9 protein-coding genes are annotated in these 12,264 nt (G+C 39.4%); 6 read left to right on the top strand and 3 right to left on the bottom strand.

Translation table 11 applies throughout. The annotated features are described in order from the left end of the window. Positions 1–27 precede the first annotated feature (27 nt). Together UABAM_RS08910 and UABAM_RS08905 are read left to right on the top strand one after the other, a co-directional pair. Positions 28–1,179: a LysM peptidoglycan-binding domain-containing protein gene (locus UABAM_RS08910; RefSeq protein WP_151967651.1), complete on the top strand. Its 1,152-nt coding sequence runs from the start codon at positions 28–30 to the stop codon at positions 1,177–1,179. 76 nt (positions 1,180–1,255) lie between these two features. Beyond that, a complete protein-coding gene (locus UABAM_RS08905; RefSeq protein WP_151967650.1) occupies positions 1,256–2,338 on the top strand; it encodes a hypothetical protein in 1,083 nt (360 codons plus the stop codon). 63 nt (positions 2,339–2,401) lie between these two features. On the opposite strand, the gene UABAM_RS08900 is transcribed toward UABAM_RS08905, so the two are convergent. Next, positions 2,402–4,027: a hypothetical protein gene (locus tag UABAM_RS08900; RefSeq protein ID WP_151967649.1), complete on the bottom strand. Its 1,626-nt coding sequence runs from the start codon at positions 4,025–4,027 to the stop codon at positions 2,402–2,404. A gap of 399 nt (positions 4,028–4,426) precedes the next feature. Here UABAM_RS08900 and UABAM_RS08895 point away from each other — a divergent pair, with 399 nt between their 5' ends. The 4 genes from UABAM_RS08895 (at position 4,427) to UABAM_RS08880 (ending at position 9,888) form a co-directional block, all read left to right on the top strand. Beyond that, the gene (locus UABAM_RS08895; protein WP_151967648.1) at positions 4,427–7,147 is read left to right on the top strand and encodes a protein kinase domain-containing protein; all 2,721 of its coding nucleotides are present in this window, start codon (positions 4,427–4,429) and stop codon (positions 7,145–7,147) included. Positions 7,148–7,237: 90 nt separating this feature from the next. Continuing rightward, positions 7,238–8,200 (top strand): hemerythrin domain-containing protein, encoded by a 963-nt coding sequence (locus UABAM_RS08890; protein ID WP_151967647.1) that lies wholly within the window; start codon positions 7,238–7,240, stop codon positions 8,198–8,200. An 8-nt stretch (positions 8,201–8,208) separates the two neighbouring features. Then, the gene (locus UABAM_RS08885) at positions 8,209–9,276 is read left to right on the top strand and encodes a right-handed parallel beta-helix repeat-containing protein (protein ID WP_173013217.1); all 1,068 of its coding nucleotides are present in this window, start codon (positions 8,209–8,211) and stop codon (positions 9,274–9,276) included. A 21-nt stretch (positions 9,277–9,297) separates the two neighbouring features. Next, entirely contained in the window at positions 9,298–9,888 is a 591-nt protein-coding gene (locus tag UABAM_RS08880; protein ID WP_151967645.1) for a hypothetical protein, read from the top strand. A gap of 55 nt (positions 9,889–9,943) precedes the next feature. Here UABAM_RS08880 and UABAM_RS08875 read toward each other — a convergent pair whose 3' ends face one another. Together UABAM_RS08875 and UABAM_RS08870 are read right to left on the bottom strand one after the other, a co-directional pair. Continuing rightward, positions 9,944–10,765: a peptidylprolyl isomerase gene (locus UABAM_RS08875; protein ID WP_151967644.1), complete on the bottom strand. Its 822-nt coding sequence runs from the start codon at positions 10,763–10,765 to the stop codon at positions 9,944–9,946. Positions 10,766–10,964: 199 nt separating this feature from the next. Further along, complete coding sequence (locus UABAM_RS08870) at positions 10,965–12,251, bottom strand: MFS transporter (protein WP_151967643.1); 1,287 nt, start codon at positions 12,249–12,251, stop codon at positions 10,965–10,967. Positions 12,252–12,264: the final 13 nt, after the last annotated feature.

The raw sequence follows: 12,264 nt of genomic DNA, 5'->3' as shown, positions 1-12,264 counted from the left end.
ATTTAGTTTAGCAATGTGGAGAATGCAATGACTCATATAGAAAGACGCGCGCGAATCATTCGTAAAGCCAGGCGAATCGTCATTCTTCTTTTAATCGGTGTTACAATTGCAATTGCCCTAATTGACATTACGGAAGAACAACCACAGAATACTACTACGAATGTCGTTACAGAGCATAAAGCACCACAAGAAGATGTTCCTCAACACAATGAGGTTGTGGTAAATAAAGAAAAAGTAACAACAGAAAACGAAGACGAGAGTGCGCCGCAAAAAAAAGCTAAAAAGACACTTGAATTTGATAATAGCGACAATAAAAAGCGAGTGGTGTCGTCAGAAGTCGATGATAAAAACGAACGCAAAGAAGCAGTTGCAAAAATTGAAGATAAAAAAAATGTAGATCGAAAGACAGCGAAAAAAACGCCAAAAATTTCCGAACAAGAATCTACTGTTAAAAGAACCAAAGAACAAAAAAAATCACAGACAGTTGAAAAACAAGAAGAAACAACAGAGCATTATCGCGACGTTAAAGAGTATAACGAAAAACCTCAAGTTGCTGAAACTCCAAGACAACCTGAAGATAATCGTCGTGAAGAGCCACCTGTACTTGAAGAAGAAGTTAGTGAAAAGCGCTTTGTTGAAGAAACGGTGGAAGAAAAATACGAAGACTCAGTGGATAATACTGTTGAAGAAGTAATTGTTGAAAATGAAAATAAACGCCAAAATGTAGCATATGAAGACAAGAGTGCTTCTTCGGAAAAAGAAACATTTGTTGATGCTAAAGCAAGTGAGTACATTGTACAACCAAATGACACCATGTCACATATTGCGTTGTATTATTATGGTAAAGGAAAGTCTTACTATTGGAAGTACATTGCCGCTTACAATAATATTTCGCAAGAAAAGCGTTTGAAAATCAAGCAACATTTGTACATTCCGACCCTAGAGTTTATTGAAAAACACTATGTTGTAAAAAAGCCTATCGAAAAACTACACAAAAAGACAAGTGAATATGTCTACTACATTGTCGAAAAGGGCGACAGTCTTGACAAAATAGCGGAAGACAACAAGACAACATGTAAAAACATACTAGATTGCAATAATTGGCTAAAGCGGAATCCACAAATAAAAGTAGGGATGATATTGCGTGTGCCCAAAGGGAAGAAGTTAGTAGGAAAATAGGAAAATGTATCGATTGTGTATACTATTAGTGTTTGTAGTTGTTTCTTGTCAAAATTCAAAGCCTCAAGAAAAGTTGATGGTTGATGAGACCCTTCCTCCCAAAAAAGTGGTAAAGGTCGAAAATAAGCAACCTGTGTATGAGGCGGAAGTGGTCGAGAAACAATCTATAGACTTATCAGCAGGTAATGAATATATACTGGACCCCTTTGATGCCGAAACCGCTGCGGCAAACGCAAAGTTAAAGTCCCAAGTGAAAGATCAACAATTACAGATTGCGAGACTACAGCAAGAAAACATGCACTTGCGCGATCGGAAAAAGCATGTGAAAAAGACGCATGCAAAACAAACGAATACTACAACAAAGCAACCGCGAAAAGCAGGTACGACGGAAAAGACACGTGCACCGCAAAAAGTAGCGAAATCTGTAAAAAGAACAGCAAAACCCACAAAAAAAATTCGGAGATCGAAAAACGTATCACCGAAAACAGAGAATATTTTGGAAAAAGATCGCGATGTGATTCTCGGGGAACAAACTGTACAAAGAAAGATGATTGTGGAGACAGGTGCTTTACCTGAAAAGCCTGTGGTAGAAGAAAAGCTTGTGGTAAAAGAAAAGCCTGTGGTAGAAGAAAAGTCTGTGGTAGAAGAAAAGTCTGTGGTAGAAGAAAAGTCTGTGGTAGAAGAAAAGTCTGTGGTAGAAGAAAAGTCTGTGGTAGAAGAAAAGCCTGTGGTAGAAGAAAAGCCTGTGGTAGAAGAAAAACCTGTGACAGAGGTAAAGCCTGTGGCAGAGGTAAAGCCTGTGGCAGAGGTAAAGCCTGTGGTAGAAGAAAAGCCTGTAAGAGAACAGTTAGTTTACAAAGAACAGGACGATTTTCTTAGGCAAAATGTCGCGTATCATGCCCGTAAACATTGTTTGCGGATTATTTCTCTTCCGGCATACCAAGATGAACGCATTGCTGAAGATATAGTTTTATTTTTGAAACAGCAAAATATCGAGGCGGCATACACCACGATACAGAGGTATCGCGTTGTGGATATCATCAATATACCTGCTTTTGGAACGCTGGAGGCAAAAGAGTTTCAAAAGAGAATACACCAACTTCGCTATCAAGGAAGATTGCAGTTTAAAGACGCATACTACACCGTACGTAAATATTAATATTTCTATCGCCAACAAAAAAAGCCGCCCATTTTTGGGCGGCTTTTTTTGTTACCATTTTGATTAAGTTGTTTGGGCGTGTTCTTCTTGATCTAAATTTGCAAAGCTAGACATCGCTCCTAAAGCAAGTAGAATAAAGCTAATGGCTATTACAATCCATCCTTTGTTGTTCAACAAAAACTCTCCACTTGAATATAGAAAAGTTTGTCCATTCACCATTGCTGGTAAAATCGTAGGGGCGAAAGCTTTGAAGTCGCGATAACGCCACGAAAAAATTCCACCACAGAAAATAGCGCCTAGGCTTGAAATTGCCGGTGCATAGAGGTCTTTAATATTTGCGTCGGCAAAACAGCCATGTATTCCAATAGCAAATAGTATAGAGGCGATGACCAACACTTTTTTAGGGGTTTTTTGTGGAACCAGTGCACACAGTAGTAAGGTCATTGTACCTAGTAATAAGCAAAAAACTTTTACATAGGACAAACGAATTTCCTGTGCAATATGAAGAAATTGAGGTTCGACAAATATGTTTGTCACAGATAAGAGTGCGACCGTGACTGCCCAATAAAAATTTTGATAGCGAAGCATCAACATAAATGCAATTAACAAAGCGACGCGGAGTAGCCATATAAAAACAAGACTGTTGTTCCACACAACTATTGCCGATAAAAAGTATATCGCGGCGATGTATAAGAAAAAGTGTTTGTATTTGGCGATATAAGAGCGCTTTGAAAAATGTAAAAATAAGGTTGCAGCGCTTGTTACTCCAAGAAGTAACGCTGGATACGATGCCAACTCATAAGCACTTTGCGCTGGTTGGTTTGAAGCAACGACAAATGCTAAAACAACAGGACTCAGTATCCATGATAGGTCACCTATGGCAAATTTTTTCTGAAGAACACGTTTAAACTCAAATCCAAGAAAAATGCCGACTATAACGAGTGGAAGAACATTGGCAATGGAAATTCTCAAGTCAAAAGAAAAGCTCATGGTATATTGGTGGCAAATAGTTCCCGTAAATACTATTAAGCTAAATATCCACTGCATAACACGACGTGATAAAAATGGTTTTACTTTATCGTTTACAATGTCTTGGGCCGAAACTTTTCGTGCTGTGAAGACAAAGAGTATTCCTGCAAAAATTGTTAAAAACCACCCAATACTCCAGATGGGAATAAGTTGTCTATTGTTTTTTAATCCGTTTTCTAAAGCGAGTCCCAAAATACCTGGCATGATAAAATTTGGTAATAATAAAATAATTAGTGCAATAAATAATAATATATTGTTGTTTCCAAGTATTTTTTTAAATAAAAGATGAAGCTTTAAGAAGACAAATAGGAGACTGATTATTCCGAGAATAAGGGTTGTTTGCGCGAACTCCACCGAAACAGTATCGAGGGAGATTGTGGAACCGATGATAAATATACCGAGTAGACATACGAGCGAAATAGCGTCTTTATTACTTTTTTTCCAACGACATACTAGTAAAGACACACATAGAAGGGCAATTTCGTAACTGTGAAGAACCCCTACCAAATAAAAGCGTTTTGCTAGCAAATTGCTATTTTCGTAAAGCGGAATGGTGATCATCGCTGCGCCTAGTAGAATACATGCAGCACTCAAAATGTAGAAAAAGCTTGGTCCGGCTTTCCATTTCAATAGTTTAAGCACATTTTTGGAAAGATCCATATGTTTCTCCTTATATCAAAATTATTTCATGCTTTTTCCTCCAAAATAGCCACTCTATTTTAAGAGGGTGTAATAGTTAGTTTTAACTACTGCACCATCTCAAATATAGAAAAAATAAGTAAATAGTTGCTAACAGTATACCCCAAGAATGGGGGACATGCAAGAAACGTTTTTATTATCGTAGCCGTCACCGTAGTCGTCGCCGTGACCGTGACCATGACCGTCACGGTGATGGGGACGGGTCAGGGTCAGGGTCAGGGCAATCATGGCACTTATTTTTAGTGTAATGTTTGAGTTTGTTTTCCTGTTGGTTTATGCAATGCTTACTTTCTTGACGTATAGTACTGGGTTTCGTATTATGAAGTACATAGTATTGGCTATTCGTATTTAGGAGGCGGCATGGACGAGAATTTGGAAAATTCTGGAACAAATGAATTTGATAATACAATTTTAGAGGTGGGAAAGTCAACGCCTACGGGAAAGTCTCTCGAAGGACGTGAGTTTGGATGCTACAAGGTTTTAGCGGAAATTGGTCGTGGGGGAATGGGGGTTGTTTACAAGGCCTACGATTCTAAATTAGAGCGTGTTGTTGCTCTTAAAGTATCGTTACAGGAAAACGACGAACGGTTTTTACGCGAAGCGACAACGATGGCAAAACTTTCGCATCCTAATATTATAGGTATTTATGGTTTAGGTACTGAGAATCATCGTCCTTATTTCATTATGGAATATATTGATGGTATTTCATTGCGACAGTTTTTGGAAAAATATTCACCTTCTTATAAACAAATAGCTGAGTGGATGGCTGCCATTGGTCGCGCGGTGGATTATGCTCACAAACAAGGGGTTATACATCGCGACCTTAAACCTTCGAATATTATGTTGGCGAACGAGAAAGATCCCAAGGTGATGGACTTTGGCTTAGCAAAAGATTTTTCTGAACAAAAACAGCTTTCTCAGACAGGAATGATCATCGGTTCGTTATTTTATATGGCGCCAGAACAAGCAAATGGGGACATCCACAACACCGATGCCAAAACAGATATTTATATGCTGGGGGCTATCTTATACAATATGCTGGCCCACAGACCACCACATGAAGGTAGCCATGTTGAGATTTTATACAAAATTCTCCATGAGGAACCAATACCACCAAAAGATCTTATCGCCAACGTACCAGTTGAACTTGAGGGAATTTGCTTAAAAGCGATGGCGAAAGACAAAAACAAAAGATACTCTTCGGCAGAAGAAATGGTGGATGATTTAGAAAACTTTCTCAACCATCAAAAAATTAGTGCTCGTCCACTGGGAAAATGGGGACGTAGCGTTCGCAAATTGAAAAGAAATGCTCTGACCCCGTGGCTTTTTTTAGCATTACTTGCTAATCTCGTCTTACTATATATGTATTACTTTCAAACACAAGAAAAATTTCCTATCGACAATGTGAAAGTTGGCGTTGTCGACGAGAAAAGACAAGCTAAGGCAGTTTTTAGCGATAATGATACCGTTTTACTAGATATCTCGTGGATGGCAAGCAATGTGGGTAACTATACGTTTGTCGAAGTGTATGGCAAAGATATACTCTTTTCTAGTACCAAACACAAAAATACCGTAGGGAAAAATCAAATATACATTCCTGTCTCTATGACCGAAGATATCAGCGAGGAAGCGACAGTTCACGTTGTTTTTGACTTGGGGAAAGAACACCTGAAAAAAGAGGTAGCTGTAAAGTTGAATTTTTCCAATATGGAAGGGTTTCGTGGCGGCCCAGAACGAACGGGTTCTTTCAATGAAGAAGGTGTCGAAACATTGACGGGTGTTCTTTGGCAACAAAAAGTGAACTTTTCGGTGAATAAGAGGTTGTCTTCTTCACCGGTGATCTACGGAAATAACCTTTATGTCGTTGGACAAGGAGTCGGAATTTCATCACAGTCGTTGTTCTGTTTAAACAAGAACACGGGAAAAGAAAATTGGCGGCACAATGCGATTATAAAACGCGATATTGGAGCGACAATACAATCCTCTCCTACGATCACACCACGTTACATTTCTGTGTGTATGAATGGGGATCTTTATTGTTTAGATAAAGAGTATGGAGATTTACAGTGGCGCGTTATCGAAGTAATGACTCCAGAAGAAAAACGTCGTTTTGGCAATGTATTTATCAAAAGTAACGGTTCACCACTTGCATATAAGAACAAGATTTTCCTCGGAGGAGAAAATTTTCACTTTGTGATGAACGCCAGAAATGGAAAACCGATGTGGCGTAAAAATAAGTTTGCGTGGTCAAGGCATATCCAAGACACCGGTTCAGATAGCCTGGCAATGGATGATGAAAAGCTATACTATTATCAAGGTTATACCAATTTTATTCCTGAGAAATACGACTATGTCGGTGCACGCAAGCGCAGCGACGGAGAAGAACTTTGGCGGTGGAAATTACCGACACGCTCTTTTTCTCCGACAATACCTGCGGTAGGTGAAAAGAATATTTATGCGTTGGTCAGCAACAAGTTGTATTGTATCAACAAGTTAGAGGGGAAGTTGGTATGGGAATACAAGCCCAAAATACGGCGTTTTGTCTGTGACATTCCTGCAAAATATTCACAAGAGTTTGATCAAGGGAAAATAAGCAGAACCCTAGAACGCGAGTTGGGAAGTCACTTTCGCGTATACTACATTCGCGATAGCTTGAAAGTCGTTGAAAAAGGGAAAAAGTGGACAGGAGTAATGCAAAACAGTGGCAAGACTTATAGCTTTGAGCTTGAGGGGGATTTAATCAAAATATGGGGAGAATTTACCAATGTCTCTTGTCCAGCATTAACAGAGGATAGTGTGTACTTTGCAAGCCAAGATCAACATGTGTATGCCGTGAATCGCCAAGATGGTAAACTACGATGGAAATTCAAAGGTGGAGCGGAGTTTTATTCTTCGCCGACGGTTGCTCGTGGGATTGTGTACGTGGGATGTGACGACAACACTTTCTATGCTCTAGACGCCAAAAATGGTACCGTAAAATGGAAGCACGAAATCGAAGCGAAGATTCGCTCCTCAGCATGTGTTTCCGAAGGAAAAGTTTATTTTATGAGTGTTGACGGTATCGTTTACGCCTTGCATTAACGAAAGATAAAAATTAAGGTAGAAATGTCGGGACGGACCTAGTGTCTCTCGTTCCTTCAAACACAATTAAATATACGTTTGAAACCATGAATGGAAAAAATATATCATGGAAACCGAGGGCTGCAAATGATATTGTTTCACGGAACTTTGGAAGAAAATATTAAGAATATTAAAAAAAATGGCCTTTTGAGCCATACTTTAGATCAATGGATTGTCGAAGTTACGAACAAAAAGGTATGCTGTGTTAGTAATCAGCCAACTTCGGGAGAAGGTGGTAATGCCTCTTTTTTTGCCTATGGCAATGCCCAAGTGAAAAATCAAAATGGTTATTTGGTCGTTATTGAGATGGAACAGCGAGATTTTGCGCAAAAATTGATTACCATTTTTGACAATAAAATACTCGATGATTATGTGCGCTACCATTTTTTTGTTCGTGAAGAATTTCGTGCGATTGGCTATGATCTTTTTCAGGCAATGAAAGAACATAGTCGTAAAGATCATCTATTACGTCGTTTAGATAGTTATTTTGCAGAAATGGATACCTCTGAAGTTTCCTATAACCAAGACCAAAAACATTACTATCGCAAGCTTTATAAAGGGAATAGAAAAAATTATCGGATATGCGATATCATTATCAGTGATGAGTTTTTCGATTTTATACAATTGATCGGTAAATGGAAACCTTTTTATCGCTTTTTGGAGTTGCATTTCTCCAATATAAATGAAGAAACATACCGGTCATTTGTCGAAAAAAATAATCATGTGGATAACAAAACATATTGGACAAATTTTTACACATTTTTTCCTGTGGAAGCAACACAGGCAAAAGAAAACTATTTTAAAAATTGGTTTTCGCCACAGTGGTTGGAAGCCAGACAACAACGGGAAGTGTCGGATAATTGCCAAATTTTGCTTAGCGATATCGAGGCATCTTTCCTCAAAGGATTTATCCATATTACAACTCCTTCCGGCTTTGCCGGTAAATTTCGTTCGTGCCGTTCTAAATCGGGCTTTGCTAAAGAAGTTTGGAAAGAAGTTCATCGTTTAAAATGAGGATTTTTATGAAAAAATATTTGTATAGTGCCATCGCCGTCATGTTTTTATTTACTAATATTTATGCCACGGATTACTATGTTCTTCAGGGAGCAAAACGCGGCAAGGGTACAAAGGAACGTCCGTACAAGGGCATTTATAAAGCATTGAAAAAAGCCGCCAAAGGTGACGTGATCCATGTAGCAGCAGGCGTATACCACGGAAAATTGAAGATTGGTTACCTTACGCTCGATAAGAGCGGTATTACGCTACTCGGAGGTTACGATAAAGATTTTTCACAGCGTAACCCATGGGAAAATCCTACATTTATCGGCATGCCAAAAAAGAAAAAAACTTCGGGGGCCGACCTTGGGATCATCTACGCGACCAAAGATCACTCAGGGCTTGTTATCGATGGTTTTATTTTCGACAGCGCAACGCGCAATGTATATAAAGACGACTCGTTGGTGTTGGGTATGTCGGCACGACGTCCTGCCGTACTTCTTTCAAGTCCTGATTGTGTGGTGCGCAATTGCGTTTTTATGAACTCAGCCTTAGGCGCTTGCCGTATTAGTGGTGCCAATTCACGCATTGAAAATTGCTTATTTGTCAACAACGTGTACTATGCACTTGAATTAGATGCTACCGGAAAAGTGGCCGTTATCAACAACAGTTTTATCCGAACATACAAGCAACGCTTTACTGGTGGTATTGGTGTGTCTATTGGTCGGCGCAGCAAAATGCAGATTCACAATAATATTTTTGCATTTAACGACGAAACAGCGATCAGCAATAAACAAAATAACCCCCATCACTCTTTTGTGAACAACATTTTTCATAAGAATAAAAAATCATGTTATACGTTTTACAGTAGTGAAAGTAGAAATACCATTGAAGTGGAAGATGCCGAAGATTTAGAAGATGCTGAGCTAGAAGAAGCAGAAGACAACTTTTTACTTGACCCACAGTATAATTTTGCGGAAAAAAAAGGGGAAAAGAAACTATATGCACCACCCCTAGATTACGCTAGAGTAAAGGCATACCTAAGTCCACAAGAAAGCGAAGCTAAAGGTATTGGAGTACAATTAAACAAGTAGGTTGTAAAAGGAGACTTTTATATGAGTTTAGATCTACATCAAGTTATCTCGGGTTACATGGAAGTTGCTGTTGGGGTTGCGATCGCCGTGGCGATATTAGTTTTAACGCGCCGTCATGAAAAACGCAATATGCGTTCGCGGCGACTACTTGATATCCATTCAGGTGTTTCCAAATCCTATCATCTTATTTGTGATGCACGTTGGATTTGTCGTCCACGTCCTACGAATGTAGAGGCATACTACAAATTACTCATTGCCATTGGCGAGCAGAGAGGTGTGTTCATTGATGCTTTGAATGAACTAAAAAGCGCTTCCTTGTTGAGCACTGATGATCTTTCTGTTGCCAACGATACACTATGTTCTATTGATAAATATCTATTGGAATTATTAGAAGAATCGACGCATTTTGACGCGAAGAGCGGTATTCCTATTCCGAAAGACGGTGAATTACAACATCTTTTCACTGACGAGGGAAAATTTCCATTATACCGCGATTTTGTTTCGGTGTGGTCAACACTGGCAAAGTCAGAAAAGGGGTGTATGGCCAACGATCGTTTTCGCGTACCATATAAAAAATTAGCGGCATTGTTAGAGAAATATTTACAAGAATAACCATTGTTTTACATGTATAACGTCGAGAAACGTTATACATGTAAACACAGCAAAACTATTTTACCTCACGGATGGAAATGATTTTTATTGCTTCACGAGGTTTGTTTGCTGGACTTGTTTTTACATTTGAAATCGCATCAACAACATCCATGCCTTTTAGAACCTTACCAAAGACAGTGTGTTTTCCTGCCAACCATGGGGTGTCAATAACGTTAATGAAAAACTGTGATCCGTTGGTATTTGGACCTGAGTTTGCCATAGCCAAAACACCGCGCGAAGGTTGGTGAGACTTCAGAGTATCGTTGTAAGAGTACCCTTGGTTTTCAAAACAGTCCTGTACTGTGAGTGCTTCAACAGCTTTTTGTACTTCTGCCGAGCGTTTTTGTAGCTCTTCTTGCGAACTAATACCTAGTTTTTTAAGTAGAGGCATTAATACCACTTGGTAGAACTGTTGCTGCGAGCGAATGCCTAAATTTTGATGAGGACGACCGCCTTGAAAAGCTTTTAGTTTGTGTAATCCTAAAGACTTTGCGCTTATTTCATCTTCAAATTTGTATCCTGGACCTCCGGTACCAACCCCTATTGGACAGCCACCTTGGATCATAAATTTCGGAATAACGCGATGGAAAATGAGACCATCGTAATAGTTACGCGTAGCTTTTTTTTGAGTTTTTGTTTCAGTAAACTCTTTGCGACCTTCCGCTAAATCTAGAAAATTTTTCACGGTTTTGGGAGCTTCTTTTGCAAAAAGCTCAATATAAATGTCACCCTTGGTTGTTTTCATTAAGACAACAGGGTCATCTGCATACTCTTTGTTGAACTCTTGGGCAAAAATAACAGCAGAGATAGACAACAAAGAAATAAGTAACAATTTCATCAAACTCTCCTAGACTGAGTATTGGTAATAAAATAAGTATTGCACTAAATTTTGTGCACTACTTATGATTATGTACTATGATTACGCTAAGTACATATTTTTTTCTGATTATAGCAGAAGTGGTGAAAAAAAGATAAGAATTAAATGTTTATTTTCGACCAAACTAGGTCCCGTTCCCGATCCTGTTTTCCGCACCCATTTATCCCTGTTTACGCTGTAAATACTGCTGGTGCCATTCTTCGTGTTTTGCTTCGCTATAAGGGATAAAATAAAAAACAACCGCTGACACCACCAAAAAGCAACCCACTCCCGGTCCAAACATGTACGCAATGTACGACGCGACTTGTGGTGTTTGCAATGTGTTGGGTTTGAAGCCAATGTAATCGAGCCATAGTCCGCACAGCGCAATGGCGGCAGCACGTGATGCCTTTGCTCCCATACGCCATACGCCAAAATATAGGCCTTCTTGACGTTGTCCGGTTTGCGCGGCGTCGTAATCTACTGTGTCAGCAACAATCGCATCCAAGAGAGCCGTAGCCCCCACCATAATCCCACCTAAAACGGCAGCGCAAAGTGGAAAGAATATATTGTGTTTTGGAAAAAAGGGGTATGTGGTTACGGTCATAATCGCCAAAGCTAAAATTCCGCCAAATGCAGGCCATTTTTTTCCATACTTTTTAGAAATTTTTACCCAAAATAGTATGGAAAGGCATACAACGAGAATAAATACGCCGATAACTATTTGAATTTGTTGCTCGGGTAACTGTATGTAGTATTTGTAGTAGTACATAGCAAATGTGGAATTAATGGCAAGTCCGATAGTCGCGATCACATAAGAAATGAGTAAATATAAAAATACGGTGTTCTTTAGTGCTTGAGGAATTGCGGAGAGCAGTTTTGTCGATTGGCCTTTATCAATAGGAGTATGATCGTATTTGTTTGTGGAAATAACCGTAACGAGGGCCGAAAAAAATACAACACCTGCGATGAAGTGACCATTTGGTAAAATAGCGGCAATTAGTGCACCAAGATTGGCAAATAGAAAGCGCCAACCGTAAAGTTCCGTTCGGTCGTCGTTGTCATCGCTAAGCTCTCCACCAAGTGCGGCATGTGGTATCGACAGTATGGTCATGCTTGTATTTAAAATAATGTAGGTGATGAGAAGATAAGTGAATTTTTGTGACTGTGTATCAAGTTGCGGAGGTGTGAGGATGATTAAGACCGACGCGGCCAGTAAAACGCCACCACAGAAAATAAAAGGTGTCCTTTTCCCCCACTTTGTGGTAGTACGGTCAGAGATCACCCCAACAATGGGGTCGGTAATTGCATCCCAAATGACGGCCAGCGCCACGGCATATCCCGCATACCTAGGATTTAGTCCAACAGTATCTGTATAGAAAATCAGCAGATACAAACGCATGACCATTTCGACACCAATGATACCTAACTCAGCGGTACCATAACCTATCTTTGTACGTAAATACATGTTGTTCCATTCT

The sequence above is a fragment of the Candidatus Uabimicrobium amorphum genome (assembly GCF_009002475.1).
Classification (GTDB): domain Bacteria; phylum Planctomycetota; class Uabimicrobiia; order Uabimicrobiales; family Uabimicrobiaceae; genus Uabimicrobium; species Uabimicrobium amorphum.
This window is presented reverse-complemented; position numbering and strand designations above follow the sequence as displayed.